General features: G+C 73.3%; 23 protein-coding genes. 14 read left to right on the forward strand and 9 right to left on the reverse strand.

Annotated elements, in window-relative coordinates; genetic code table 11:
- Window positions 1-28: 28 nt before the first annotated feature.
- Window positions 29-1,612: a citramalate synthase gene (cimA, locus tag SM577_RS07750; RefSeq protein WP_302917807.1), complete on the reverse strand. Its 1,584-nt coding sequence runs from the start codon at window positions 1,610-1,612 to the stop codon at window positions 29-31.
- A gap of 336 nt (window positions 1,613-1,948) precedes the next feature.
- Between cimA and SM577_RS07755 the strand changes: the two genes are divergently transcribed.
- The 4 genes from SM577_RS07755 to SM577_RS07770 all read left to right on the forward strand — a co-directional run bounded on the left by SM577_RS07755 (window position 1,949) and on the right by SM577_RS07770 (window position 4,436).
- Entirely contained in the window at window positions 1,949-2,509 is a 561-nt protein-coding gene (locus SM577_RS07755) for a peroxiredoxin (RefSeq protein ID WP_474580408.1), read from the forward strand.
- A 2-nt stretch (window positions 2,510-2,511) separates the two neighbouring features.
- Window positions 2,512-3,042: an alkylhydroperoxidase, AhpD family gene (gene ahpD, locus SM577_RS07760; RefSeq protein ID WP_302917808.1), complete on the forward strand. Its 531-nt coding sequence runs from the start codon at window positions 2,512-2,514 to the stop codon at window positions 3,040-3,042.
- A gap of 136 nt (window positions 3,043-3,178) precedes the next feature.
- Window positions 3,179-3,637, forward strand: coding sequence for a PRC-barrel domain-containing protein (locus SM577_RS07765; protein WP_088995583.1), 459 nt, complete (start codon window positions 3,179-3,181; stop codon window positions 3,635-3,637).
- Window positions 3,638-3,698: 61 nt separating this feature from the next.
- Window positions 3,699-4,436, forward strand: a complete 738-nt coding sequence (locus tag SM577_RS07770; protein WP_302917810.1) for a tyrosine-protein phosphatase — start codon at window positions 3,699-3,701, stop codon at window positions 4,434-4,436.
- Between the two features lie 106 nt (window positions 4,437-4,542).
- Here the strand turns inward: SM577_RS07770 and SM577_RS07775 are convergent, their stop codons facing one another.
- Both SM577_RS07775 and SM577_RS07780 read right to left on the reverse strand, forming a co-directional pair.
- Window positions 4,543-5,640 (reverse strand): branched-chain amino acid aminotransferase, encoded by a 1,098-nt coding sequence (locus SM577_RS07775; protein ID WP_302917811.1) that lies wholly within the window; start codon window positions 5,638-5,640, stop codon window positions 4,543-4,545.
- 171 nt (window positions 5,641-5,811) lie between these two features.
- Complete coding sequence (locus SM577_RS07780; RefSeq protein ID WP_302917812.1) at window positions 5,812-6,843, reverse strand: 3-isopropylmalate dehydrogenase; 1,032 nt, start codon at window positions 6,841-6,843, stop codon at window positions 5,812-5,814.
- Window positions 6,844-6,996: 153 nt separating this feature from the next.
- Between SM577_RS07780 and SM577_RS07785 the strand changes: the two genes are divergently transcribed.
- Both SM577_RS07785 and SM577_RS07790 read left to right on the forward strand, forming a co-directional pair.
- Window positions 6,997-7,842, forward strand: coding sequence for an FAD:protein FMN transferase (locus tag SM577_RS07785; RefSeq protein ID WP_302917813.1), 846 nt, complete (start codon window positions 6,997-6,999; stop codon window positions 7,840-7,842).
- A 324-nt stretch (window positions 7,843-8,166) separates the two neighbouring features.
- Entirely contained in the window at window positions 8,167-8,523 is a 357-nt protein-coding gene (locus SM577_RS07790) for a hypothetical protein (protein WP_302917814.1), read from the forward strand.
- 84 nt (window positions 8,524-8,607) lie between these two features.
- On the opposite strand, the gene serA is transcribed toward SM577_RS07790, so the two are convergent.
- From serA to SM577_RS07815, 5 genes are all read right to left on the reverse strand, one after another.
- On the reverse strand, window positions 8,608-10,206 hold the full coding sequence (serA, locus tag SM577_RS07795; protein ID WP_302917815.1) for a phosphoglycerate dehydrogenase: 1,599 nt from the start codon (window positions 10,204-10,206) through the stop codon (window positions 8,608-8,610).
- A gap of 445 nt (window positions 10,207-10,651) precedes the next feature.
- Window positions 10,652-11,665, reverse strand: coding sequence for a ketol-acid reductoisomerase (ilvC, locus tag SM577_RS07800; RefSeq protein WP_109900155.1), 1,014 nt, complete (start codon window positions 11,663-11,665; stop codon window positions 10,652-10,654).
- 77 nt (window positions 11,666-11,742) lie between these two features.
- Complete coding sequence (gene ilvN, locus SM577_RS07805; RefSeq protein ID WP_088995589.1) at window positions 11,743-12,258, reverse strand: acetolactate synthase small subunit; 516 nt, start codon at window positions 12,256-12,258, stop codon at window positions 11,743-11,745.
- Complete coding sequence (locus tag SM577_RS07810) at window positions 12,258-14,144, reverse strand: acetolactate synthase large subunit (protein WP_302917816.1); 1,887 nt, start codon at window positions 14,142-14,144, stop codon at window positions 12,258-12,260. The genes ilvN and SM577_RS07810 overlap by 1 nt, the downstream gene beginning before the upstream one ends.
- A 182-nt stretch (window positions 14,145-14,326) precedes the next feature.
- Entirely contained in the window at window positions 14,327-16,744 is a 2,418-nt protein-coding gene (locus SM577_RS07815) for a putative bifunctional diguanylate cyclase/phosphodiesterase (protein ID WP_474586566.1), read from the reverse strand.
- A gap of 110 nt (window positions 16,745-16,854) precedes the next feature.
- Here SM577_RS07815 and ilvD point away from each other — a divergent pair, with 110 nt between their 5' ends.
- A complete protein-coding gene (ilvD, locus tag SM577_RS07820; RefSeq protein WP_302917817.1) occupies window positions 16,855-18,702 on the forward strand; it encodes a dihydroxy-acid dehydratase in 1,848 nt (615 codons plus the stop codon).
- Between the two features lie 56 nt (window positions 18,703-18,758).
- Window positions 18,759-19,469: a hypothetical protein gene (locus SM577_RS07825; protein ID WP_474580411.1), complete on the forward strand. Its 711-nt coding sequence runs from the start codon at window positions 18,759-18,761 to the stop codon at window positions 19,467-19,469.
- Window positions 19,470-19,524: 55 nt separating this feature from the next.
- Here SM577_RS07825 and SM577_RS07830 read toward each other — a convergent pair whose 3' ends face one another.
- Entirely contained in the window at window positions 19,525-20,706 is a 1,182-nt protein-coding gene (locus tag SM577_RS07830; protein ID WP_474580412.1) for an ROK family transcriptional regulator, read from the reverse strand.
- A 192-nt stretch (window positions 20,707-20,898) separates the two neighbouring features.
- Between SM577_RS07830 and SM577_RS07835 the strand changes: the two genes are divergently transcribed.
- Genes SM577_RS07835 through SM577_RS07860 form a run of 6 tightly spaced genes read left to right on the forward strand, consistent with a single transcriptional unit; the run spans window position 20,899 to window position 25,880 of the window.
- Window positions 20,899-21,627 (forward strand): amino acid ABC transporter ATP-binding protein, encoded by a 729-nt coding sequence (locus tag SM577_RS07835; RefSeq protein ID WP_302918716.1) that lies wholly within the window; start codon window positions 20,899-20,901, stop codon window positions 21,625-21,627.
- Window positions 21,628-21,644: 17 nt separating this feature from the next.
- A complete protein-coding gene (locus SM577_RS07840) occupies window positions 21,645-22,598 on the forward strand; it encodes a glutamate ABC transporter substrate-binding protein (protein WP_302917820.1) in 954 nt (317 codons plus the stop codon).
- Window positions 22,599-22,613: 15 nt separating this feature from the next.
- Window positions 22,614-23,258 (forward strand): amino acid ABC transporter permease, encoded by a 645-nt coding sequence (locus SM577_RS07845; RefSeq protein ID WP_302917821.1) that lies wholly within the window; start codon window positions 22,614-22,616, stop codon window positions 23,256-23,258.
- Window positions 23,255-24,118 (forward strand): amino acid ABC transporter permease, encoded by an 864-nt coding sequence (locus SM577_RS07850; protein WP_302917822.1) that lies wholly within the window; start codon window positions 23,255-23,257, stop codon window positions 24,116-24,118. The genes SM577_RS07845 and SM577_RS07850 overlap by 4 nt, the downstream gene beginning before the upstream one ends.
- The gene (locus SM577_RS07855) at window positions 24,115-25,137 is read left to right on the forward strand and encodes an asparaginase (protein WP_474586567.1); all 1,023 of its coding nucleotides are present in this window, start codon (window positions 24,115-24,117) and stop codon (window positions 25,135-25,137) included. The genes SM577_RS07850 and SM577_RS07855 overlap by 4 nt, the downstream gene beginning before the upstream one ends.
- Complete coding sequence (locus SM577_RS07860) at window positions 25,137-25,880, forward strand: copper homeostasis protein CutC (protein WP_302917824.1); 744 nt, start codon at window positions 25,137-25,139, stop codon at window positions 25,878-25,880. Before SM577_RS07855 ends, SM577_RS07860 begins: the two co-directional genes overlap by 1 nt.
- Window positions 25,881-26,120: the final 240 nt, after the last annotated feature.

Raw genomic sequence — 26,120 nt, forward strand, 5'->3', positions numbered from 1 at the left:
GGGTCCGGCGATCCATCGTGGACCGCGCTCAGACCCGGGTACGGTCCAGGCCGTAGGTGAGCGCGTCGACCAGGGCGTGCCAGCTCGCCTCGACCACGTTCGGGTGCACGCCGACGGTCGTCCAGTCGCGGCCGGTGCCGTCGGCGGTCTCCAGCAGCACCCGGGTCACCGCGCCGGTACCGGTGGTGCCCTCCAGGATCCGCACCTTGAAGTCCGCCAGCTCGAAGTCGCGCAGCTCCGGGTAGTGCCGGGCCAGCGCCACCCGCAGCGCCTCGTCCAGGGCGTTGACCGGGCCGTTCCCCTCGGCCGTGGCGATCACCCGTTCGCCGCGCACCCTGATCTTCACGGTCGCCTCGGAGACCACCGCGCCGTCCTCGCGGTGCTCCACCAGCACCCGGTACGACTCCAGCGCGAACGGCCGCACCGGGGCGGCGTCCGGCAGCTCGGAGCGGACCAGCAGCTCGAAGGAGGCGTCCGCGGCCTCGAACGACCAGCCGCCGGCCTCCAGTTCCTTGACCCGCTGGGTGACCCGGGACAGCGCCTCCGGATGGCCGGCCAGGTCCAGCCCGAGCTCGCGGCTCTTGAGCTCGACGCTGGCCCGGCCGGCCATCTCGGTCACCAGGATCCGCATGTCGTTGCCCACGACCTGTGGGTCCACGTGGTTGTAGAGCAGCGGATCCACCTTGATCGCGCTCGCGTGCAGCCCCGCCTTGTGGGCGAAGGCGGCGGCCCCGGCGTACGCCTGGTGGGTGTCGGGGGCGATGTTGGCGATCTCGGCGATGGCGTGGGAGACCCGCACCATCTGTTCCAGGCAGCCCTCCGGTAGGACGGGCAGCCCGAGCTTGAGCTGGAGGTTGGCGACCACCGCGAAGATGTCGGCGTTGCCGGGGCGCTCGCCGTAGCCGTTCGCGGTGCCCTGGACGTGGCGCACCCCGGCCTCGACCGCGGCGATGGTGTTGGCCACCGCGCAGGCGGTGTCGTTCTGGGCGTGCATGCCGAACAGTTCCGGGCCGACGCCGAGCCGGTCGGTCAGGTCGGCGATCGCCGCGCTGACCTGGGAGGGGAGCATCCCACCGTTGGTGTCGCAGAGCACCACCCGCTCGGCGCCGGCGGCCAGCGCGGTCTCCACCACCGCGGCGGTGTACGCCGGGTCGTGCCGATAGCCGTCGAAGAAGTGCTCGCCGTCGACGAAGACCCGCCGCCCCTGTCCCACCAGGTACGCCACGGTGTCGTGGACCATCGCGAGGTTCTCCGCGGCGGTGGTGCGCAGCGCGCGCTCGACGTGCCGCAGGTCGGCCTTGGCGACCAGGGCCACCGCCGGGGTCCGCGCGTCGAGCAGGCCGCGCACCTGCGGGTCGTCGGCGACCGCCACGCCGGCCCGCCGGGTGGCGCCGAACGCGACAAGCACCGCGTGCTTCAGGTCGAGTTCGCCGTACGCCCGGCGGAAGAACTCGGTGTCCTTGGGCACCGCGCCCGGCCAGCCGCCCTCGATGAAGCCGACGCCGAACTCGTCGAGCAGCCGGGCGACCGCGAGCTTGTCGACCACCGAGTAGCTGAGCCCCTCGCGCTGCGCGCCGTCGCGCAGCGTCGTGTCGTACACCTGGAACGTCATGGGGAGTCCTTTCGGGGAGCAACAAAAAGACCCCCCGCGGGATGCGGGAGGTCTGCGCGCTCGGCGGAGGGGGGCCGGCGCGCTAGGCGCGAATAATCAGGACGGTGCTGGTCACGATCAGTACTCTGCCACCCCCGGCTGATTTTGGGAGGCAAAATCCACATGCCGGGACGGTGACGCAGAGTCGCGGCCCCGCGCGGTACCCGACTTCGGGACACAATCCGCCCTCGGTGATCGACTTCACAAATCACCCGGCCGCCATCAGGCGGAAACAACGCTGAGGAAGCATCTGGAACTGATCCAGTTACGGCCTCGTGCCGCTGTCAAGGAGGACCTGTGCTCACTGTCGGTGACCGCTTCCCCGAGTACGAACTCACCGCCTGCGTGTCGCTGGAGGCCGACAAGGCGTTCGAGACGATCAACCACAAGTCCCACGAGGGCAAGTGGCGGGTGGTCTTCTTCTGGCCCAAGGACTTCACCTTCATCTGCCCCACCGAGATCGCGGAGTTCGGCCGGCTCAACGGCGAGTTCGCCGACCGGGACGCCCAGGTTCTCGGTGTGTCGGTGGACAACGAGTACGTCCACTACGCCTGGCGCAAGGACCACCCGGACCTGCGTGAGCTGCCCTTCCCGATGCTCAGCGACATCAAGCGCGAGCTGACCAGCGCCTGCGGCGTGCTCGGCGAGGACGGCGTGGCGCAGCGGGCGACCTTCATCGTCGACCCGAACAACGAGATCCAGTTCGCCATGGTGACCGCCGGATCGGTCGGCCGGAACGTCTCCGAGGTGCTGCGGGTGCTGGACGCGCTGCAGACCGACGAGCTCTGCCCGTGCAACTGGAACTCCGGCGGCGAGACGCTCGACGCCAACGCGCTCCTCGCCGGCGCCGGGGCCTGAGCATGGGCCTGGACGCGGTCAAGGCGGCTCTGCCCGAGTACGCCAAGGACATCAAGCTCAACCTGGGCTCCACCATCGGGACCAGCACGCTGAACCCGGTCCAGGCCTGGGGCACCGCGCTGGCCTGCGCGGTCGCCGCGCGCAACCCGGTGGTGCTGCGGGAGATCGCCGCCGAGGCGGCCGACCACCTCAAGCCGGAGGCGATCGAGGCGGCCAAGGGCGCCGCCGCGATCATGGCGATGAACAACGTCTACTACCGGGCCAAGCACCTGATCGGCGACGAGCAGTACCAGTCGATCCCGGCCCGGCTGCGAATGCAGATCATCGCCCGGCCCGGGGTCGAGAAGGCCGACTTCGAGCTGTGGTGCCTCGCCGTCTCGGCGATCACCGGCTGCGGCGTCTGCCTGGAGTCGCACGAGAAGACGCTGCGTGCCGCGGGGTTCAGCCGCGAGCAGGTGCACGAGGGGCTGCGGATCGCCGCGGTCGTGCACGCCGCCGCGGTCACCATGGACGCGCAGGCCGCGCTCGCCTGAGCCGTCGTCGAGGGCCGGCCGGTCGCACCGGCCGGCCCTTTTCGTGGGTCACAGGTGTAGCGATCTCGACACCGGGTAGGACATGGGGCTGACAGGGCACCAACCCCCGATCAGTCGAGTAGAGGAGTGAAACGCCATGGAGCGGCTCGACCCTCGAACGACCCACGGGACGCCGGATCCGCTCGTGCAGGGTGGTCAGGGCGCCTTCCCGGGCGGCACGCCCGGCGGCACCTTCGACCCGTGGCGCTACCGCGACGACGCCGGGGTGACCGGCGCCGACCTGGTGGGCTACAAGGTGGAGGCGAGCGACGGCGGCATCGGCAAGGTGGACCGGGCCAGCCACGAGGTCAACTCCAGTTACCTCGTGGTCGACACCGGTCCGTGGATCTTCGGCAAGAAGGTCATGATCCCTGCCGGCACCGTCAACCACGTCGACCACGACGAGCGGAAGGTCTACGTCGACCGGAGCAAGGACCAGATCAAGGCCGCGCCCGAGTACGACGAGACCGCCGACACCGACCCGGCCTACCGGGACAAGCTCGGTGGTTACTACGGCGACACGTACTCGGCCATCCCGCCGGGTACCGCCCGGTAACGGTTGATCCTGTTTGGACGGCCGGTGGGGCCGCGGCCCCACCGGCCGTTACCGTGTCAGGGTGGACGCCATCGAGGTGAATCGCCGGATCCCCTTCTCCGCCATGTTCAACTTCCGTGACGTCGGTGGCTACACCGGTCACGACGGCCGGACGGTGCGCCGGGGCCGGCTCTACCGCTCCGACTCGCTGCACCGCATCGACGAGACCGACCGGGAGGCGTTCGCCGCCCTCGGCATCCGGACCGTCATCGACCTGCGCCGCCCGTACGAGGTCGAGCGCGACGGCCGGGTCCCCGACTTCCCCGGCCTCACCTGGCGGCACGTCGCGCCCGAGCACGCCGAGTGGCACCTGCGGCCGTACGAGCCGGGCAGCGACCTGGCCCGCTACCTCGCCGACCGGTACGCCGAGCTGGCCGACACCGGCACCGCCGGGCTGGCCGAGGCGGTGGGGCTGATCGCCGAGGCGGGCAACGCCCCGGTGGTGGTGCACTGCGTGGCCGGCAAGGACCGCACCGGCACCGTCTGCGCGCTGACCCTCGCCGCCCTCGGCGTCGACGACGAGACCATCGGCGCGGACTACGCGCTCAGCACCGAGGCGGGTGAGCGGTTCCTCGCCTGGTTCGCCGGCACCGGCCAGCGGACCCCGTCGGGCCTGCCGCCGCTGGCCTGCCCGCCCGAGGCCATCACGCTCTTCCTCGCCGAGCTGCGCGAGCGGCACGGCTCGGTGGAGGACTACCTGCGCCACGCCGGGGTCACCGACGCCCAGCTGGCCGCGCTCCGCGACCACCTGCTCGAATAGCGGCCCGGCGGGCCGCCGGCCCGGCGCCGGTCAGGTGCGGCGAGGGCCGCCGACATCGATCGCCCGACGGCGCCGCGGCGACCCTGGGTCGCCGCGGCGGCGCGGATCAGAGGACCCGGGTGACCCAGCCGTGCGGGTCGGCGACCTTGGCCCGCTGGAGGTCGACCAGCTGCTGGCGCAGGGCCATGGTGACCCGCCCCGGCTCGCCGCCACCGATCAGGAACTCGCCGTCCGGGAACCGCACCTCACCGATCGGGGTGATCACGGCCGCGGTGCCGCAGGCGAAGACCTCGCGCAGCCGGCCGCTGGCCGCGTCCGCCTGCCAGTCGGCGAACGTGATCGGCCGCTCCTCGACCCGGTGCCCGGCCTCGGCGGCCAGCGTGAGCACCGACTCCCGGGTGATGCCGGGCAGGATGGTGCCGGTCAGCGGCGGGGTGACCAGGGTGTTGTCGTCGTAGACGAAGAAGACGTTCATCCCGCCCAGTTCGTCGACGAACCGGCGCTCCACCGCGTCCAGGAAGACCACCTGGTCGCAGCCGTGCTCGATGGCCTCGGCCTGGGCGACCAGCGACGCGGCGTAGTTGCCGCCGCACTTCGCCGCGCCGGTGCCGCCGGGCGCGGCCCGGGTGTAGTCCGGCGAGACCCAGACCTTCACCGGCTGGACCCCGCCGGAGAAGTACGCCCCGACCGGCGAGGCGATCAGCACGTAGAGGTATTCGTTGGCCGGCCGGACACCGAGGAACACCTCGCTGGCGAACATGAACGGCCGCAGGTAGAGGCTGCCGTCCTCGCCCTCGGGGATCCACTCCCGGTCGATCTCGATGAGCCGGTGCAGCGAGTCGACGAACGCCTGCGGCGGCAGCGTCGGCATCGCCATCCGCTGGGCCGAGGCCACGAACCGGGCCGCGTTCGCCTCCGGGCGGAACATGGTGACCCCGCCGTCGGCGGTGCGGTAGGCCTTCAACCCCTCGAAGATCTCCTGCGCGTAGTGCAGGACGGCGCTGGCCGGATCCATCGGGATGGGCGCCCGTGCCTCGACCCGGGCGTCGTACCAGCCCTTGCCGTCGGCGTAGCGGATGGTGACCATGTGGTCGGTGAACACCCGGCCGAACCCGGGGTTGGCCAGCAGGGCGGCCCGGTCGGCGGCGGATACCGGCGCGGGATTCGGACGGATCTCGAACTCGATCTTGTCACCACCGCTCATCGCGCTGACCTCCCTGCTGGGCAACGGCATGCGGGACCGCATGCCGGGAAACTGTGCCAGAAACTTACCCCGAACGGTCGTTCAGCGGGTAGCGCCGCCCGGGCGTACCGGGACGGCCGAACCGGTCACGGCCCGCCGGGCGAACGCCCGCCGGGCCGGCGACGACCCCGCTCAGGCGACGGCGTAGGCCGCGAGCCGGTCGCCTACCTCGGCGGTGCGCAGCGGTACGCCCGGCGCGCGGGCGGCCAGTTCCTGGCCGACCGCGGCGGTGACCCGGGCCGCGGCGTCGGCGTGGCCGAGCTGGTCGAGCAGCAGCGCGGCGGAGAGCACCGCCGCCACCGGGTCGGCCACGCCGCGCCCGGCGATGTCCGGCGCGGAGCCGTGCACCGGCTCGAACATCGACGGGTACGTCCCGTCGGGGTTGATGCTGCCGCTGGCGGCCAGCCCGATGCCGCCGGTGACGGCGGCGGCGATGTCGGTGAGGATGTCGCCGAAGAGGTTGTCGGTGACCACCACGTCGTAGCGCTGCGGCTGGGTGACCAGGAACATCGCGGCCGCGTCGACGTGCTGGTACTCGGTGGTCACGTCCGGGTGCTCGGCGGCGACCGCCTCGAACGTGCGGGCCCAGAGCGAACCGGCGTGGGTGAGCACGTTCGTCTTGTGCACCAGGGTGACCTTGCGCCGCTCCCGGCGGGCGGCACGGGCGAAGGCGTCGCGGACCACCCGTTCCACCCCGTGCCGGGTGTTCAGGCTCTCCTCGGTGGCGATCTCGGCGGGGGTGCCCCGGTGCAGCGCGCCGCCGGCGCCGGCGTAGAGGCCCTCGGTGCCCTCGCGCACCACCACCAGGTCGACCTCGCCGGGCTTGACACTGCCGAGCGGGCCGGCCGTGCCCGGCCAGAGCCGCGACGGGCGGAGGTTGACGTACTGGTCGAAGGCGAACCGGAGCTTGAGCAGCAGGCCGCGCTCCAGCACGCCGGGCGGGACGCTCGGGTCGCCGACCGCGCCGAGCAGGATCGCGTCGTGCCCGGCCAGCTCGGTCAGCACCGACTCGGGCAGCACCTCGCCGGTCCGGTGGTAGCGGGCCGCGCCGAGGTCGTACTCGGTGGCGGTCACGCCGGGCAGGACGGCGTCGATGACCTTGCGGGCCTGCGCGACCACCTCGGGTCCGATCCCGTCACCGGCCACCACCGCGATGCGTGCCACGTCCTGTGCTCCCTCGACTCGCCCGACGCCCCGACGGTACGCCGCCATCCCGTCTCCCGGTACGGATCTTCCAACATACGGGAAACCGGGATGCACAGGAGGCTCCCAGGTGGGATTCATGATGTGGTCAACTCCGCTGGTTAGCGTGACCCCATGCGGATCGATGAGCAGCCCCGTACCCGCTGGGTGGACCAGTCGGCCTTCCACAGCCGCCGCCCGGACCTGCGACTCGGCCCGCGCAGCCAGCGGTTCGACCGGCCCGGCGCGGTGACCGGCGACCGGATCGCCGTGCGGCACACGGTACGCACCTCCACCGCCGAGTACGCGCTGCTGCTCAACGCCCCGGAGTGGCTCGGCCACCGCCGCGTCGGCGAGGCGCTGCGCGACGCGGTGGCCGAACTGCGCGCGATCGACCTCACCTACGGCCCGAACCGCCCGGAGAGCCTGGTCTCCCGGCTGCGCCGGGGCGAGATCAGCGCCGAGTCGTACCCGCCGCTGGCCGACCTGGTGGACCGGTGCGCCGCGATGCGGGCGGCCACCGACGGCTGGTTCGACGCCTGGGCGGTGCCCGGCGGCTTCGACCCCGGCGGCCTGCTCGGCGGCTGGGCGGTGGAGCGGGCGGCGGCCCGGCTGCGCGCCGCCGGCGTCCACGACTACGCCGTGCTCACCGGCGCCGACCTGGTGGTACGCGGCCACGCCCCGCACGGCGGCCCCTGGCGGGTGGCGGTGCACCACCCCACCGACCGGCGGCGGGCACCGCTGGTGCTGGAGATGACCGCGGGGGCGGTCGGCACCTCCGGGGTGACCGGCCGGCAGGGGCACGTGGTGGACCCGCACACCGGGGAACCGGCCGACCAACTGGTGGCGGCCACCGTCGTCGGCCCCGATCTCGCGGTGGCCGACGCGTACGCCACCGCGCTCTACGCCGCCGGCTCGGCCGGGCTGGCCTGGTTCGGCAGCGGTTCGGACTACCGCCCGCTCTTCGCCCACCGCCGCTGAGCGTCGCGCCGGCGCCGGGTGGGCTGACCCGCGATCGGCCCCCACGGCCGCGGCAACGACCGTGGAGGCCGGTCAGCGACGAGTGCGCGTGGCTCGCGCAATCGAGGGGTGCGGGCCGGTCGGGCCGGACGTCGACCTCGCCACCCGAAGACGGGCCGCCGCCGCGAGCTCGGCCAGTGACCGCACAGGTACGCTAGCGAATCGACGCAACTCGACGCAAGAGTCTCCACAGCGGACTGTCCCGGCAGGATGATGGCGGGTCGGCGGCCGGCCCGCGGCGGGGCAGTTTCGACATGGTGAACCTCTGATGGCACGCTGTCCGCCGTGAGTTTCGATCTGAGCGTGTGGGCCCTCGCGGACGGGGCGACACCCGAGGACGTCCGGGGCGCGGTGCAGCGGTGCCGCCAGGGACAGCACCTGGACCGGCACCCGGACCCACGGGTCGTGGGCTTCTACCGGGCGATCACCGCCACGTACCCGGACCGGCATCCCGGGCCGGACACCCCGTGGGCGGTCACCCCGCTGCACGCGGCCCACGACCACGTCGAGCTGAACCTGCACCCGACCTGCGAGGACCAGGTGCTGCTCGACATCGAGCGGCTGGCCGGCGAGCACGGGCTGATGCTCTTCGACGCCCAGGACGGCACCGTCTACCCGCCCCCGGCGCGGCTGCCCCACTGAGCGCCCCGACCGGTACCAGGGCCCGGTCGGCGTACGACAACGGGGCCCGGCGGATCGCCGGGCCCCGCCTCGTCGTGCCCGCGACTACTCGTCGCGCAGGTCGGCGGCGCTGGCCGCGGCCGCGCCGATCGACTCCGCGGCCGAGGTGAGCAGGTCGGCGCCGAGCGCCTGGTCGACGGTGAGCGTCATCAGCGTCTCGCCGCCGGCCTCCCGGCGGGCCACCTGCATGGCCGCGATGTTGATGCCGGCCTCGCCGAGCAGGGTGCCGACGGTGCCGACCACACCCGGCCGGTCGACGTAGCGCAGGAAGAGCAGGATGCCCTCGGCGCCGATCTCCACGTCGAAGCCGTCGACCTCGGTGAGCTTGATGATGTCCCGGGCGCCGGCGGTGGTGACCGTGCCGGAGACGCTGACCGTACGGCCGTCCGGCAGCGCGCCGCGGACGGTGACCAGGTTCGGGTGGTCGGCGGTCTCGGCCTGGGTGACCAGGGTGACCTCGACCCCGCGCTCGGCGGCCAGGTGCGGCGCGTTGACGTAGGTGACCTGCTCCTCGACCACCGAGCTGAACAGCCCCTTGGTGGCGGCGAGCTTGAGCACCGAGACGTCGTGGTTGACGATCTCGCCGCGGACCTCGACGGTGACGCTGGCGGCGACCCCGCCGGCGACCGCGGTGAAGGCCCGGCCGAGCTTCTCGGCCAGCGGCAGCAGCGGCCGGACGTCCTCGGCGACCACGCCGCCGGCCTGCACGTTCACCGCGTCCGGCACGAACTCGCCCTGCAACGCCAGCTTGACGCTCTTGGCCACGGCCAGGCCGGCCTTGTCCTGCGCCTCGTGGGTGGAGGCGCCCAGGTGCGGGGTGGCCACCACGTTGTCGAAGGCGAACAGCGGCGAGGAGGTGCACGGCTCCTTGGCGTAGACGTCGACGCCCGCGCCCGCGACCCGGCCCTCGGCGATCGCGTCGGCCAGCGCCTGCTCGTCGATCAGGCCACCGCGGGCGGCGTTGACGATCCGTACGCCCGGCTTGACCAGGGCCAGTTCCTTCTCACCGATCAGCCCGACGGTCTCCGGGGTCTTCGGCAGGTGGATCGAGATGAAGTCGCTCTCCCGCAGCAGCTCCTCCAGGCCCACCAGGCGGACGCCGAGCTGCGCCGCGCGGGCCGGCTGGATGTACGGGTCGTACGCGATCAGCCGGGTGCCGAAGGCGGCGATCCGCTGGGCGAAGAGCACGCCGATGCGGCCGAGGCCGACCACGCCGACGGTCTTGCCCTGGATCTCCACGCCGGTGTACTTGGACCGCTTCCACTCCCCCGCCTTCAGCGCGGCGCTGGCGCTGGCGGTGTTCCGGGCCACCGCGAGCAGCAGCGCGACGGCCTGCTCGGCGGCGGAGACGATGTTGGAGGTGGGCGCGTTGACGACCATGACACCGCGGGCCGTGGCGGCCGGCACCTCGACGTTGTCCAGCCCGACACCGGCCCGCGCGACGACCTTCAGCCGCGGCGCGGCGGCGATCGCCTCGGCGTCGATCTGGGTCGCGCTGCGCACGATGACGGCGTCGGCCTCGGAGAGCGCCGAGAGCAGGGCCGGGCGGTCGGTGCCGTCGACGTGGCGGACGTCGAAGTCGTGGGCGAGCACCTCGATGGCGGCGGGAGCGAGTTCTTCGGCGATCAGTACGACAGGAGTCATTGGTCCTCGTAGATGTCGTCAGAGCGGGCGGCCGGGCCGCCGGGCGCCGCACTGCGCCCCGCGCTGATCCGTGCCTTTTGCCGTCAGGTGCCGGCTACGCACCTACCCGCGATCGTAGGGGGCGGGCCGGCCGGCATGTCGCGGACCGTGGGGTGAGTGCCCTCACAACCAGTGGTAACCGGCCGGTGAACGGCAGTCGGCCCGTTCCCGGCGCGACGCGGTCCGGTCCGGTGCGACCGGGCCGCGCTGAGGTGTTGGTCACCCGGTCCCAGCAGGTAGGCCGGCGGCCGGGCAGTTCCGGCGTGGCGTTGCGGTCCCGCCCCGCCGTGCGTGCGAGCGGGCACGACGCCCGACGGCCCCGGCCCGGCGCCGGGGAGAGCGCCGGGTCGGGGCCGCCGGTGCGGCGCCGGTCGTACGCCGACGACCGGGCACCGCGGGAAAGGCGTCAGGCGGTCTCGGTGATCGGGCGGTCGACCCAGCTCATCATGCCGCGCAGCTTCCGGCCGGTCTCCTCGATCGGGTGCGCCGCGCCCTCGGCGCGCCACTTGGCGAAGTTCGGCCGGCCGGCGTCGTCCTCGGCGATCCACTCGCGGGCGAACTCGCCGGACTGGATCTCGGAGAGGATCTTGCGCATCTCCTCCTTGACCCGGGCGTCGACGACCCGCGGGCCGCGGGAGAGGTCGCCGTACTCGGCGGTGTCGGAGACGCTGTAGCGCATCCGGGCGATGCCGCCCTCGTACATCAGGTCGACGATGAGCTTCAGCTCGTGCAGGCACTCGAAGTAGGCGATCTCCGGGGCGTAGCCGGCCTCGGTGAGCACCTCGAAGCCGGTCTGCACCAGGGCCGCCGCCCCGCCGCAGAGCACCGCCTGCTCGCCGAAGAGGTCGGTCTCGGTCTCCTCGGTGAAGGTGGTCCGGATCGCGCCGGCCCGGGTGCCGCCGATCCCCTTGGCGTACGACAGGGCGAGCGCGAAGGCGGAGCCGGAGGCGTCCTGCTCGACGGCGACCAGGCAGGGCACGCCCTTGCCGTCGACGTACTGCCGGCGGACCAGGTGGCCCGGGCCCTTCGGGGCCACCATCGCCACGTCCACCTCGGCCGGCGGCTTGATCAGGTCGTACCGGATGTTGAAGCCGTGCCCGAAGAAGAGCGCCTTGCCCGGGGCGAGGTGCGGCGCGATCGACTCCGCGTACAGGGTGCGCTGCACGGTGTCCGGCGCGAGCAGCATGATCACGTCGGCCTCGGCCGCCGCCTCGGCCGGGGTGACCACCCGCAGCCCCTGTTCCTCGGCCTTGACCCGGCTCTTCGAGCCGGTCGGCAGGCCGATCACCACGTCGACCCCGGAGTCCCGCAGCGACAGCGCGTGGGCGTGGCCCTGGCTGCCGTAGCCGATCACCGCGACCTTCTTGGCCTGGATCAGGCCGAGGTCGGCGTCGTCGTCGTAGTACACCTCAACGCTCATGACTTCCCTTTCGCGTACGGCGGCCCGGGCGGCCCGTCGTGGATCGTTGCGTGTTGTCAGCGGGCGGCGGGGCCGCCTCAGGCGGCCCGCAGCGCCGGTCCGGCGGTGATCGACCGCGAGCCGCGCCCGATCGCCACCAGTCCGGACTGGACCATTTCCTTGATTCCGAAGGGTTCGAGGTCGCGCAGCAGCGCGTCGAGCTTGTCCGGGGTGCCGGTGGCCTCGATGGTCAGCGTGTCCGGTGCCACGTCGACCACCCGGGCCCGGAACAGGTTCACCGTCTCCAGCACCTGGGCCCGGGCCGTACGGTCGGCCCGCACCTTGACCAGCAGCAGTTCCCGGGCCACCGAGACCTGCGGGTCCAGCTCGACGATCTTCAGTACGTTCACCAGCTTGTTGAGCTGCTTGGTGACCTGCTCCAGCGGCGAGGACTCGGCGTTGACCACGATGGTGATCCGGGAGACGTCCGGGTTCTCCGTCTCGCCGACGGCCAGGCTGTCGATGTTGAAGCCGCGCCGGGAGAACAGCCCGGAGACCCGGGCCAGCACACCCGGCTTGTTCTCCACCAGCACGCTCAGCGTGTGCATCGTCATCAGATGTCATCCTCGTCGAAGACCGGGCGGACGCCGCGGGCGAACATGATCTCGTCGTTGCTGGTGCCGGCGGCGACCATCGGCCACACCATGGCGTCCTTGCCGACCACGAAGTCGATCACCACCGGGGCGTCGTTGATCTCCATGGCGGCGGCGATGGTCCGGTCGACGTCCTCGGCCGTCTCGCAGCGCAGCCCGACGCAGCCGAGCGCCTCGGCGAGCTTCACGAAGTCGGGGATCCGGTGCTTGTGGGTGCCGAGGTCGGTGTTGGAGTAGCGCTCCCCGTAGAACAGGGTCTGCCACTGCCGCACCATGCCGAGGTTGCCGTTGTTGATCAGGGCGATCTTGACCGGGATGCCCTCCAGCGCGCAGGTGGCCAGCTCCTGGTTGGTCATCTGGAAGCAGCCGTCGCCGTCCACCGCCCAGACCACCGTGTCGGGCTTGCCCACCTTGGCGCCCATCGCGGCCGGCACCGCGTAGCCCATCGTGCCGAGGCCGCCGGAGTTCAACCAGGTGTACGGCTTCTCGTAGGAGATGAACTGCGAGGCCCACATCTGGTGTTGGCCCACACCGGCGACGTAGATCGCGTCCGGACCGGCGATCTCGCCCAGCCGCTTGATCACGTACTGCGGGGAGAGCGTGCCGTCGGCCGGCTCCTCGTAGCCCAGCGGATAGCGCTTGCGCAGGTCGTCGAGCTGGGCCCACCAGTCGGCCAGGTCGGCGCGCCGGCCGGCCGTCTGCTCCGTGGTCACCGCGGTGACCAGCTCGTCGATCACGTGCCGGGCGTCGCCGACGATCGGCACGTCGGCGTGCCGGTTCTTGCCGATCTCGGCCGGGTCGATGTCGGCGTGCACCACCGTGGCGTCCGGGGCGAACGAGTCGAGCTTTCCGGTGACCCGGTCGTCGAAGCGGGCGCCGAGGGCGACGATCAGGTCGGCCTTCTGCAACCCGTAGACCGCGGCGACCGTGCCGTGCATGCCCGGCATGCCGAGGTGCTGGGGGTGCGAGTCGGGGAACGCGCCGAGCGCCATCAGGGTGGTCACCACCGGGATGCCGGTCAGCTCGGCCAGCCGGCGCAGCCCCTCGGTGGCGCCGGCCTTGAGCACGCCGCCGCCGACGTAGAGCACCGGCCGCCGGGCCGCGGTCATCAGCCGGGCCGCCTCCCGGATCTGCTTGCCGTGCGGGTGCAGGGTCGGCCGGTAGCCCGGCAGGTCCAGCGTCGGCGGCCAGGCGAACGTGGTGGCCGCCTGGAGGACGTCCTTCGGGATGTCGACCAGCACCGGGCCGGGCCGGCCGGTGGCGGCCAGGTGGAACGCCTCGGCCAGCACCCGGGGGATCTCGTCGGCGTTCTGCACCAGGAAGTTGTGCTTGGTGATCGGCAGGGTGATGCCCTGGATGTCCGCCTCCTGGAAGGCGTCGGTGCCGATCGACGGCCGGGCCACCTGGCCGGTGATCGCGACCACCGGCACCGAGTCCATGTACGCGTCGGCGATCGGGGTGACCAGGTTGGTCGCGCCCGGGCCGGAGGTGGCGATGCAGACGCCGACCTTGCCGGTGGCCTGCGCGTAGCCGGTCGCCGCGTGCCCGGCGCCCTGCTCGTGCCGGACCAGGATGTGCCGGACGCTGGAGTCGTAGAGCGGGTCGTAGGCGGGCAGGATCGCGCCGCCGGGGATGCCGAAGACGACGTCCACGCCGAGCGCCTCGAGCGAGCGCACCAGCGAACCGGCGCCGGAGACCTGGGCCGGGGCGGGGGTGCGTACCCCCGGAACGGCCGGGGTGGCCGCGGTGCGGACGGCCGCGGCGTGGTCGGCGTCGCTCGCCGGCTCGGCGGCCGCGCGCGCCCGCCGGGCGGAGTGGGCGAGTGTTTCGGGCGTGGGTCTGGTCATGGCGGTTCAGGCCTTCGGCTGGAGTGGGTGAGGCTCTACAGGCAAGTGAAACGCGGGCGGGGCCCGCTCCGACGGGTTTCGATGGCAACAAAAAAGCCCTCGTGCAGGATGCACGGGGCCAGCGCACTCTCAGCGGGGGAGAGTGCGCTCAGGTAAGTACTCGCAGCGACCGGGACATGGGGTCAAGCCTGACGCATCTCACGCGATGAGTCAACTGATCCCACATGTTGGTTAACGGATCTCGGCGCGTCGCCGTCCGACGCGCCCAGCGCACCCGGTGCGACCTGCCCGGACGCCGCTTCGGCGGGGCGTGGGGCGGGCGGCCGGATCGGCCCGACCACCGGCGGGGTGGGAAACGGCGCGGGTGCTCGCGCCGGGCGGGCGCCCGGCGAGGTGGCCGCCTCCAGCATCGCCTCCAGGTGCTCGGCCGGCACGCCCCAGCCGCAGAGCGCGCCCTGGCCGAACCGGCAGCCGGCGGCGACCACCGCAGCCAGCTCGGTCGGCGTGGTCACCCCCTCGGCGATCACCTCCAGGCCGAGCTGGTGGCCGAGCCGCATCACGATGTCGACCATCGGCGCGAAGGCCGGACCCTCGCGCCCCACCGGCCGGACCGGCTCGTGCTCGGCGACCAGGCTGTGGTCGATCTTGAGGATGTCGATCGGCAGGCGGCGCAGCTGCCCGAGCGACGAGTAGCCGGCCCCGAAGTCGTCCAGCGCGATCCGCACCCCGGTGCGCCGCAGCGCGGTCAGCCGCCGGATCAGCTCGTCGAGGTCGGTGGCCACGGCGTGCTCGGTGACCTCCAGCACCAGCCGCTGCGGCGGGACGTGGTGGGCCCGCAGCGCCTCGGCCACCTGCACCACGTACTCGGGGGCGTGCAGCTCGCGCGGGGAGACGTTCACCGACACCCAGACGTCGTGCCCGTCGGCGAGCCAGCGGGAGAGCTGGTGACAGGCCTGGTGCAGCACCCAGGCGCCGAGCTTGGCGATCATCCCGCACTCCTCGGCCAGCGGGATGAACTCGTCCGGCCGGACGTTGCCCAGCCTCGGGTTGTGCCAGCGCAGCAGCGCCTCCGCGCCGACCGGGCGGACCGAGGGCAGCGAGGCGACCGGCTGGAACACCAGCCGCAGCTCGTCGCGCTCGATCGCGCCGCGCAACTCGTGCTCCAGTGTGGTGCGCCGGCGCAGCAACTGGTCGTACGCCGCGTCGTAGCGCTCGATCCGGTTCTTGCCGCGCTGCTTGGCGTAGCGCAGCGCCAGGTCGGCGTGGCGCTGGAGCAGCTCCACGTCGGGCTTGCCGGCCCAGCCGGCCAGCCCGATGCTCACCGAGAGGAAGACCGGCCCCGCGGGCTGCTCGTAGGCGCCGCCGAGCACGCCGAGCAGCCGCTCGGCGACCCGGTCCGCGTCGGCCGGGTGGCCGTGCAGCAGCACCGCGAACTCGTCCCCGCCGAGCCGGGCGGCCACGTCGCCGGGACGCAGGTTGCCGCGCAGCCGCCGGCCCACCTCGGCCAGCACCGCGTCGCCCACGTCGTGCCCGCGCATGTCGTTGACGTTCTTGAAGCCGTCCAGGTCGAGGCCGAGCAGCACGCACGGGGTGCCGGCGGCGGCGCGGCGGTGCAGCGCGCGCAGCAGCCCGCGCCGGTTGGCCAGCCCGGTCAGCGCGTCGGTGTGCGCCAGCTCGCGGAAGTGCGCCTCCCGCTCGGCCAGCCGGCCGGCGTAGCCGCGCACGTCGTGCACCGTGAGGTACTGCCGGGCCACCAGGGCGAAGCCCTCCACGCTGCCGGCCGCGACGGCCAGCGCGCCGAACCGGCCGTCCTGGAGCAGGTGGTAGACGGCGGAGGCGGCCATCGCGACGACCGGGAGCAGCGCGTACTCGCCGTCGCGGCCGATCACGTCGGGGTCGGCCCGGTCCGGCGGGTGGACCCGGCGCAGTGCCAGCGCGGCGGTGAGGGCACCGGCGGCGAGCAGCGCCGCCGAGGTCACCGCCACCCCCGGCCCGGCCTGGCAGAGACCGGTCGCCAGGCCCATCCCGCCGCCGGCCAGCGCGATGGCGCCGGCACCGGCGGCGACGAGGTGGGCGCGGGACGCGGGTGCCCGGAAGACCACGATGAGCGCCACCCCGGCGGTCAGCGCCGCGCTCACCGTGGCGATCAGGATCGCCGGGCAGGCCATCGGGGTGGCCTCGCCGAGCAGTCGGGTCGGCTCGGCGACGAGCACCCAGCCGACGAACCAGAGCGCCCCCGCCATGATCAGCCCGTCGAGGACCAGCCGGGCGGTGGCCGCGACGGTCGGCGCCACGCCGGGCAACCGGAGCAGCCCGGTGGAGAAGAGCAGCCCGCTGGCCGCGGTGCCGACCGAGACCACCGTGGCCCGGTCGGTGCGGGCGCCCTGCTCGTGCTCCCAGTGCACGGCCGCGTCGAACACCTCCGCGACGCCGAGCAGCACGGTCGCCAGCGCCACCGCGCCGGCGGCGGCGAACAGCAGGCGGGCCGGGCGCTGCGCCGCCGCCCGCCGCCGGGCGGTGGCGGCCAGCAGCACCGCCGCCGAGGCGGTCACGAGCCCGCTCAGCACCGCTACCGCGACCGCGCCCGGGGGGAGATGCACGTCTCAACTCTGCCGGATGAGCGCTCCGGATGGGGGACCGGGTGCGCAACTGTTGGGACACGGCCGGCACGCCCGCCGGCCGGCGCGGCGACGGTGCCAGACTGGTAGTCATGCCTGAGCTGCGGTCGAAGACCTCCACGCACGGTCGGACGATGGCCGGTGCCCGGGCCCTCTGGCGGGCCACCGGGATGACCGACGACGACTTCGGCAAGCCGATCGTCGCCATCGCCAACAGTTTCACCCAGTTCGTACCCGGTCACGTGCACCTCAAGGACCTCGGCGGCCTGGTCGCCGACGCGGTGGCCGAGGCCGGCGGGGTGGGGCGGGAGTTCAACACCATCGCTGTCGACGACGGCATCGCGATGGGGCACGGCGGCATGCTCTACTCGCTGCCCAGCCGCGAGCTGATCGCCGACGCGGTGGAGTACATGGTCAACGCGCACTGCGCGGACGCCCTGGTCTGCATCTCCAACTGCGACAAGATCACCCCGGGCATGCTGCTCGCCGCGCTGCGGCTCAACATCCCCACCGTCTTCGTCTCCGGCGGGCCGATGGAGGCCGGCAAGACGGTGGCGATCGAGGGGGTCGTGCACAGCAAGATCGACCTGATCGACGCGATGATCGCCTCCTCCAACGAGGCGGTCACCGACGACCAGCTCGGCGCCATCGAGCGCTCCGCCTGCCCCACCTGCGGCTCCTGCTCCGGCATGTTCACCGCCAACTCGATGAACTGCCTCACCGAGGCGATCGGGCTGGCGCTGCCGGGCAACGGCTCGACGCTGGCCACCCACGCCGCGCGCCGCTCCCTCTTCGTCGAGGCCGGGCGCACCGTCGTCGAGATCGCCAAGCGGTGGTACGACGGCGACGACGCCTCGGTGCTGCCCCGCGCGATCGCCAACCGGGCCGCGTTCGAGAACGCGGTGGCGCTGGACGTGGCGATGGGCGGCTCGACCAACACCATCCTGCACCTGCTCGCCGCCGCCCGCGAGGCCGAGCTGGACTTCGGGGTGGCCGACATCGACGCCATCTCCCGGCGGGTGCCGTGCCTGGCCAAGGTCGCCCCGAACTCGCCGCAGTACCACATGGAGGACGTGCACCGGGCCGGCGGCATCCCGGCCATCCTCGGCGAGCTGGACCGGGCCGGGCTGCTGCACCGGGACGTGCACGCGGTGCACTCCCCCTCGCTGGAGCGCTGGCTGGCCGACTGGGACGTGCGGGGCGGCTCGGCGACCCCGGAAGCGGTCGAGCTGTTCCACGCCGCGCCGGGCGGGGTGCGCACCACGGAGGCGTTCTCCACCACCAACCGCTGGTCCTCGCTGGACACCGACGCGGCCGGCGGCTGCGTGCGGGACCGCGAGCACGCGTACTCGGCCGACGGCGGGCTGGCCATCCTGCACGGCAACCTGGCGCCGGACGGCTGCGTGGTGAAGACCGCCGGCGTGCCGGAGGAGTGCCTGACCTTCCGCGGCCCGGCCAAGGTCTACGAGTCCCAGGACGCGGCGGTCGAGGGCATCCTCAACAAGCAGGTCGTCGCCGGCGACGTCGTGGTGATCCGCTACGAGGGGCCGAAGGGCGGCCCCGGCATGCAGGAGATGCTCTACCCGACCTCGTTCCTCAAGGGCCGTGGCCTGGGCCGGGTCTGCGCGCTGCTCACCGACGGCCGGTTCTCCGGCGGCACCTCCGGGCTCTCCATCGGGCACGTCTCGCCCGAGGCGGCCTCCGGCGGGCTGATCGCGCTGGTCCGGGACGGCGACGAGATCGTCATCGACATCCCGGGCCGCTCGATCGAGCTGAACGTGCCCGAGGACGTGCTCCAGGCCCGCCGGGTCGCCGAGGAGAAGCGGGACCGCCCGTACACCCCGGTCGACCGGCAGCGGCCGGTGTCGGCGGCGCTGCGCGCGTACGCGTCGATGGCCACCTCGGCCAGCGACGGCGCCTACCGCCGCGTCCCGGAGTAACCCGCCCCCACGCCGCCCCCCGGCGCCGGTATGGTCCGCGTCGGGGGTGGGCGATCATGAGCTACGCGGGGTTGGTCCGGCCGGTCATCGACCGCGTGTACGTGGGCGCCCGCCAGGCCGCCCGGGACCGGATCACCGCCTACTACGCCGAGCGCGGGCTGCGGCCGGGCTTCGAGGTGAGCTTCAACTTCGGGCTGCTGGCCCGGCCGATGCCGGCCCGCGCGCTGGACGACGTGCTGGTCTACGTGGGCGCGGACATGACCACCGAGCTGGCGCAGGGCGTGGCCGAGGTGGACGCCGAGGGCGCCTGGCGGCTGACCGCGCTCGGGCGCGAGCTGGCCGCTGCCGTGCAGCGGATGACCGCCGAGGCGGCCGAGGAACGCTGGGCGGCCGCGCCGGCGTACCTGCCCGGCCTGGCGGCGGTGCCCCGGCTGGCCGACCTGGTCGGCCGGCTGCTGGCGCACGGGCTGGCCACCGGCGGGCCCGGGTTCCGGGCGCTGGCCCCGGTGTACGAGCCACCGGACGCCTCCCCGGCGCTGCGGCTGACCTCGCGGCTGGGCGCGCTGCGGCACCACCGCGGCGACGCGCACCGGGCGGCGTGGCGGGCGGCCGGGCTGACCGCGGCGGAGATCACGGCGCTGCCGGACGGGCCGGCGCGCCGGGCGATCGAGACCGAGACGGACCGCCTCGACGAGCCGGTCTACGCGGTGCTCACCGCCGAGGAACGGCTGGAGCTGCTGGCCGGGCTGGGCGCCCTGCCCGGCTGACCGCCGGCGCCCGACCGGCACGAGATCCTGGTGGCCGACGGCCGCCCGCCGACCGTCAGACGGGCTCGACGACGCGGTCGACGACCAGCTGGGCCGCGCCCATGATGCCGACATCGGCCCCGGTGACGACCCGCTCGATGAGCAGCGCCTGGGTGGCCAGTGGCAGGCACCGCTCGTAGAGAGTGGCCCGCATGCTGGCCAGCAGCGGCTCGCACTCGGCGAGCCGGCCGCCGATGGCGACGACCTGCGGGTTGAAGAAGTTGACCACGACCGCGAGGATCTCGCCGATCGAGCGGCCGGCCCGGCGGGCCAGCGCGGTGGCGTGCCGGTCGCCGTCGTCGATCAGCCGCATCACGCCGGTCAGGTCCTCGACCGGTACGCCCTGCTCGCGCAACGCGGCGACCAGGGCCGCGCCGCTGGCCACCGCCTCCAGGCAGCCGGTGTTGCCGCAGCTGCACAGCGGCCCGGGGTCGGCCACCACCCGGCAGTGGCTGATGTCGCCGGCGGAGCCCTGGGCGCCCCGGTGCAGCCGGCCGCCGGAGATGACCCCGGCGCCGATCCCGGTGCCCGCCTTGACGTAGACCGCGTGGTCGAGGTCGGCGTGCACGGCCCGGTGCTCGCCGAGCGCCATCAGGTTGGCGTCGTTGTCCACCACCACCGGCACGTCCGTTCGCCGGGCGCAGAACTCACGCACGTCGAAGCCGTTCCAGCCGGGCATCCGGGAGGGGCTCACGATCCGGCCGGTGTCGTAGTGGACCGGGCCGGGGATGCCGATGCCGATGCCGCGCAGTCCGCTGCCGGCGGCGCCGCCCCGCTGGCCGGGCACCGCGGCGGCGGGCGCCAGGGCGGCGACCTCGTCGAGCAGCGCGCCGAGCACGGCCTCCGGCCCGTCCTCGATGCGTACCGGCCGGGTGCGGGCCTCGACGACCCGTCCGGTGAGGTCGAGGGTGCCGAGCCGGGCGTGGTGCGCGCCCAGGTCGATCGCCCCGATCAGCGCCCCGCCGGTGGGCACCGCGAGCTGCCGGGGCCGGCGGCCGCCCCGGGACTTCCCGGCCCCGGTCTCCTGGAGCAGCCCTTCGCTGATCAGCGCCTCGACCCGCTGGGACACGGTGGACGGCGAGAGCCCGGAGAGCCGGGCGAGATCCGCACGACTGACCGCCGCTCCGCTGGCCACCAACCGGAGCAGCTCCCGTGGACCGCCGCGCAGGCCGTCACGCGGGGCGTCGTCAATCGTCACGCGAGGTTCATAGCATCCGAACTTTCTTGGGGCAAGCTGTTGACTTAGTTTGCTCTCTCGCATTAGATGGCCCCGTTGATTCGAGAAATGCATAACTTTGTTCGGGCATCGTAGAAAGTGAGGCGAGCTGTGGCATCGACGGCGGCACCCGACCTCGCCGGCCGGAGCGGACCCACCCGCCCGGACCGGCCGATGGTGGCCGTCCGCGGCCTGCAGAAGTGGTTCGGCCCGCTGCACGTGCTCAAGGACGTCGACCTGACCGTGGCCGCCGGCGAGGTGGTGGTCGTGATCGGCCCGTCCGGTTCCGGCAAGTCGACGCTCTGCCGCTGCCTCAACCGCCTGGAGGTCGCCGGCGACGGCAGCATCGAGATCGACGGCGAACCGCTGCCGGCCGAGGGGCGCAAGCTCGCCCGGCTGCGCGCCGACGTCGGCATGGTCTTCCAGTCGTTCAACCTGTTCGGCCACCGGACCGTGCTGGACAACGTCACGCTCGGCCCGGTGAAGGTCCGCCGGGTGCCCCGGGCCGAGGCGCGTGAGCAGGCGCTGGCCCTGCTCGACCGGGTCGGCATCGCCGACAAGGCCGACCACTACCCGGCGCAGCTCTCCGGCGGGCAGCAGCAGCGGGCCGCGATCGCCCGGGCGCTGGCCATGCGGCCGAAGGTGCTGCTCTTCGACGAGCCGACCTCGGCCCTGGACCCGGAGATGGTCAACGAGGTCCTGGACGTGATGGTCTCCCTCGCCGCGGAGGGGATGACCATGATCGTGGTGACCCACGAGATGGGCTTCGCCCGCCGCGCCGCGGACCGGGTCGTCTTCATGGACGACGGCCGGATCGTCGAGTCCGGCACCCCCGACGAGTTCTTCGCCGCCCCCAGCACCGAACGGGCGCGCGACTTCCTCTCCAAGATCCTCCAGCACTGACCCCCGAGGAGGGTGGCATGTCGTTTCTCCACACGAGCTTCACGCGACGCCGCGCGCTGACCGTGGCCGCGACGGCGGTGACCGTCGCGCTCGCCGCCGCCGGCTGCGGCGACGGCGGCTCCGCCCCGACCCTGCCCGGCAACGCCGGCGGCGAGAAGGTGGCCCAGTCCGTCTTCGACGCCGCCCCGGTGGCGTCGGACGCCGAGATCCCGGCCGGCTCCACCATGGACATGATCCGCAAGCGCGGCTACCTGAACGTCGGCGGCTCGCTGGACGCCCCGCTGCTGTCCCAGCAGAACCCGGTCACCGGCCAGATCGAGGGCTTCGACGCCGACATGGCCAAGCTGCTGGCCAAGTACATCATCGGCAAGCCCGAGGTGAAGACGGTGACCATCGGCACCCAGACCCGGGAGGCGATGCTCCAGGCCAAGTCGGTTGACGTGATCTTCCAGACCTACACGATCACTCCGCAGCGGGCCACCCAGGTCGCCTTCGCCGGGCCGTACCTGACCTCCGGCCTGGCCGTCGCGGTCCGCAAGGACGAGACCGGCATCAAGGGCGTCCAGGACCTGGCCGGCAAGACCGTCATCGTCGGCGCGAACACCCCGGCGGTCACCGCGCTGCCGAGCGCGGCCCCCGGTTCCAAGCAGGTCGCCTTCGCCACCGACCCGCAGGCCGTGCAGGCACTGCTGCAGAAGCGCGGTGACGCCTACGTGCAGGACTTCACCCTGCTCGCCTCGGGCGCCAAGGCGAACCCGGGGATGAAGGTGGTCGGCGAGCCGTTCACCACCGAGGCGTACGGCATCGGCCTGAACCGGGAGGACGCCCAGTTCAAGGAGTTCGTCAACAACTGGCTCAAGAAGATCCAGGCGGACGGCACCTGGGCGAAGGTCTGGGAGAGCACCCTCGGCTCGGTGGTGGAGGGCGGCACCCCGACCCCGCCGGCGATCGGTTCCGTCGAAGGTTCCTGAGGACCCGCACCCGTCATGGACGCCCTCACCGCCCACCTCGACGAACTCGGCCACGGGCTGGTCACGACGGTCCAGTTGACCGTCGTGACCACCCTCGGCGCGCTGCTGCTCGGCGTCGTCGTGGCGACCCTGCGGGTCTGCCCGGTGCCGCTGCTGCGCAGCGTCGGCATGGTCTACGTCGAGGTGCTGCAGAACCTGCCGCTGCTGGCCCTGCTGGTGCTCTTCGTCTTCGCGCTGCCCACGATCGGCATCACGTTCCCGCTGTTCACGTCGGCGGCCATCGTGATCGCCGCCTACGAGGGGGCGTACCTGGCCGAGGCGATCCGCGCCGGGATCAACACGGTGGGGGTGGGGCAGGCCGAGGCGGCCCGCGCCATCGGGCTCACCTTCAGCCAGTCCCTGCGGTACGTCATCCTGCCGCAGGGACTGCGCGCGGTGATCCAGCCGATGGGCAACATCTGCATCGCGCTGCTGATGAACACCTCGCTGGCCGCCGCGGTCGGGGTGGTCGAGCTGACCCAGGCCGCCAACAACGTCAACCTCGTCGAGGCCCAGCCGATCGCCGTCTTCACCGGCGCCGGCCTGGCCTACATGCTGCTGGCGCTGGTGATCGGTCGGCTCACCGGCACGCTGGAACGAAGGTTGGCGATCGTCCGATGAACCCGAACCAGCAGATCCTCTTCGACGTGCCGGGCCCGCGCGCCCAGCGCCGGATCCGGATCGCCACCGTGCTGGGCGCGCTCGCCGTGCTCGGCGGGCTCGCCTGGGCGGTGCACCGGTTCGCCAGCTACGGCGAACTCGCCGCCGACCGGTGGCAGCCCTTCACCACCTGGCCGATCTGGCGCTACCTGCTCGACGCGCTCTGGAACACGCTGCTCGCCGCCGCGGCGACCGCCGTGCTCAGCGCCGCGCTCGGGCTGCTGCTGGCGCTCGGCCGCCTGTCGGTGCACCGCCCGGTCCGGTGGCTGGCCGGCGCGTACGTGGAGGTGTTCCGGACCGTCCCGGCGCTGCTGCTGATCTACGTGACGCTCTTCGCGCTGCCCCGGTACGGCCTGAACTTCCCGCTGTTCTGGAAGCTCGTGGTGCCGCTGGTGGTCTCCAACTCGGCGGCCTTCGCCGAGATCTTCCGGGCCGGCATCAAGGCGCTGGACCGGGGCCAGACCGAGGCGGGACTGGCCGTCGGGCTGCGCCGGGGCCAGGTGATGCGGCTGGTGGTCCTGCCGCAGGCCCTGCTCCAGCTCACCCCGTCCCTGGTCAGCCAGCTGGTCGGGCTGCTCAAGGACACCTCGCTCGGGTTCGTGGTCAGCTACACCGAGCTGCTCTACAGCGGGCAGGTGCTCGCCTCGTACACCAACCTGCTGATCCAGACGTTCCTGGTGGTGGCGCTGATCTACCTGGTGGTCAACGCCTCGCTGTCGAAGTTCGCCCGCGTCCTGCAGGCCCGCAACGGGCGGTTCACCGGCCGCGGCCGGTCGGCCCGACCGGACCCGGCCGTTCTCACCCCAGGGGGTAACCGGTGACCGACCGCCCGTACGCCGAACTGGCCCGGGTGACCCGCAACGGCTTCGTGGAGAGCCGCCACCACGGCAGCGTCGTGGTGCTCGACCCGACCGGCGCCGTCGCGCTGCGGGCCGGCGTACCCGACGAGCCGGTGCTGCCCCGCTCCACCCTCAAGCCGGTGCAGGCGCTGGCCTGCCTGACCGTCACCGAGGCCGCCGGGCCCACGTCGGCGCGGGCCGGGGTGCTCGCCGGGCCCGCGCTGGCCATCGCCGCCGGCAGCCACACCGGCGACGACCGGCATGTGGCAGTGGTACGCGACCTGCTGACCGCCGCCGGGCTGACCGAGGACGCGCTGGGTTGCCCGGTCGACTGGCCGGAGGACGAGGCCACCCGGGAGCGGCTGATCCGGGTCGGCGAGCGGCGCAGCCGGATCCGGATGAACTGCTCGGGCAAGCACGCCGCGATGCTGCTCGCCGCCGCCGCCCGGGGCTGGTCGACGCACGACTACCTCGACCGGGCCCACCCGGTGCAGCGCGAGACCGCCGCCGCCGTGGCGCGACTGGCCGGCACCCCGGTCAGCACCGTGGCCGTGGACGGCTGCGGCGCGCCGCTGTTCGGCCTGCCGCTGACCGGGCTGGCCCGCACCTTCCAGGCGCTCGCCAAGGCGGAGCCGGGCAGCCCGGAGGCGCGGGTGGCGGAGGCGATGCGCCGCCATCCGGAACACGTCGGCGGCTGGCACGGCCACCCGAACACCGACCTCATGCGGGCGCTGCCCGGGGTGCTCGCCAAGGGCGGCGCCGAGGGCGTGCTGGGGGTGGCGACCCCCGACGGCTACGCGGTCGCCGTGAAGGCGATCGACGGCAGCCCGCGCGCCACCACCGTGATCGCGCTCGCCGCCCTGGCCGAGGCCGGCGCGGCGGTCGACGGCGCCGCGGAGCTGCGCCGGGTGCCGGTGCTCGGCGGGGGCGAACCGGTGGGCGCCGTCACCGCCGCCATCGACTGGACCGCGGGACCGGCCCGCACGGAGAAGGAAGACTGATGACGACATTCGAGATCTGCATCGACAGCGTCGAGGGGGCGATCGCCGCCGAGGCGGCCGGCGCCGACCGGGTGGAGCTCTGCTCCGCGCTGTTCGACGGCGGGCTGACGCCCAGCATCGGCACCATCGAGACCGCCCTGCGCAGCGTGGACCGGATCCGGGTGCACGTCATCGTCCGCCCCCGGGCCGGTGACTTCATCTACTCGCCGGCCGAGGTCGACGCGATGGTGCGTGACGTGCGGGCGGCGGTGGCGGCCGGCGCGCACGGCGTGGTGATCGGGGCGCTGACCCCGGAGGGGGACGTCGACGTCCCCACCACCCGGAAGCTGATCGAGGCGGCCGGGGACGTCAGCATCACCTTCCACCGGGCGTTCGACATGGTGCGGGACCCGTTCCAGGCGCTGGAGCAGCTCGTCGAGCTGGGCGTGCACCGGGTGCTGACCTCGGGTCAGGAGGTGAGCGTGCTGGAGGGGGCGCCGCTCATCGCCGAACTGGTCCGCCGGGCCGGCGACCGCATCGTCGTCATGCCGGGTGGTGGCATCACCCCGCGCAACATCGCCCGGATCATCGCGGCCACCGGGGCGCAGGAGTACCACTTCGCGGCGCTGGTCACCTCGGACAGCCCCGCCGTGCACCGCAACCCGCGGCCACTGATGGGCGGCGCCCTGAACCGGCCCGAGTACGAGCGCTCCGGCACCTCCGGCGAACTGGTCGGCCAGGTGCTCGCCGCGGCCCGCGGCTGACCGCCCGACCACCCAACGCTTGACCGGACGATCCGGCGGGGAGGCGCCCCCGCCGGATCGTCGCCTTTCCGCAACCGGCACCACGGCTTCGACGGGAGCCCCACGGGGCACGACGGCCCGACCGCGCCGGGAGGCCCGGAGCGCGTCGGCCCGTGCCCGCCGGCCGGCGTCTCAGCGACCGGGGGCACCGGCCGGCGCGGTCTCGGCCGGCCGGTCAGCGGCGAGCGCGACGGACCGGGC

The organism is Micromonospora desertarenae, from assembly GCF_056150265.1.

What these genes read in the sequence shown, in the direction of transcription:
- cimA (WP_302917807.1), bottom strand. Translation starts at nt 1,612, where the DNA reads ATGACGTTCCAGGTGTACGACACGACGCTGCGCGACGGCGCGCAGCGC.
- ahpD (WP_302917808.1), top strand. Translation starts at nt 2,512, where the DNA reads ATGGGCCTGGACGCGGTCAAGGCGGCTCTGCCCGAGTACGCCAAGGAC.
- SM577_RS07765 (WP_088995583.1), top strand. Translation starts at nt 3,179, where the DNA reads ATGGAGCGGCTCGACCCTCGAACGACCCACGGGACGCCGGATCCGCTC.
- SM577_RS07775 (WP_302917811.1), bottom strand. Translation starts at nt 5,640, where the DNA reads ATGAGCGGTGGTGACAAGATCGAGTTCGAGATCCGTCCGAATCCCGCG.
- SM577_RS07785 (WP_302917813.1), top strand. Translation starts at nt 6,997, where the DNA reads ATGCGGATCGATGAGCAGCCCCGTACCCGCTGGGTGGACCAGTCGGCC.
- serA (WP_302917815.1), bottom strand. Translation starts at nt 10,206, where the DNA reads ATGACTCCTGTCGTACTGATCGCCGAAGAACTCGCTCCCGCCGCCATC.
- ilvC (WP_109900155.1), bottom strand. Translation starts at nt 11,665, where the DNA reads ATGAGCGTTGAGGTGTACTACGACGACGACGCCGACCTCGGCCTGATC.
- ilvN (WP_088995589.1), bottom strand. Translation starts at nt 12,258, where the DNA reads ATGACGATGCACACGCTGAGCGTGCTGGTGGAGAACAAGCCGGGTGTG.
- SM577_RS07810 (WP_302917816.1), bottom strand. Translation starts at nt 14,144, where the DNA reads ATGACCAGACCCACGCCCGAAACACTCGCCCACTCCGCCCGGCGGGCG.
- ilvD (WP_302917817.1), top strand. Translation starts at nt 16,855, where the DNA reads ATGCCTGAGCTGCGGTCGAAGACCTCCACGCACGGTCGGACGATGGCC.
- SM577_RS07825 (WP_474580411.1), top strand. Translation starts at nt 18,759, where the DNA reads ATGAGCTACGCGGGGTTGGTCCGGCCGGTCATCGACCGCGTGTACGTG.
- SM577_RS07835 (WP_302918716.1), top strand. Translation starts at nt 20,899, where the DNA reads ATGGTGGCCGTCCGCGGCCTGCAGAAGTGGTTCGGCCCGCTGCACGTG.
- SM577_RS07840 (WP_302917820.1), top strand. Translation starts at nt 21,645, where the DNA reads ATGTCGTTTCTCCACACGAGCTTCACGCGACGCCGCGCGCTGACCGTG.
- SM577_RS07845 (WP_302917821.1), top strand. Translation starts at nt 22,614, where the DNA reads ATGGACGCCCTCACCGCCCACCTCGACGAACTCGGCCACGGGCTGGTC.
- SM577_RS07850 (WP_302917822.1), top strand. Translation starts at nt 23,255, where the DNA reads ATGAACCCGAACCAGCAGATCCTCTTCGACGTGCCGGGCCCGCGCGCC.
- SM577_RS07860 (WP_302917824.1), top strand. Translation starts at nt 25,137, where the DNA reads ATGACGACATTCGAGATCTGCATCGACAGCGTCGAGGGGGCGATCGCC.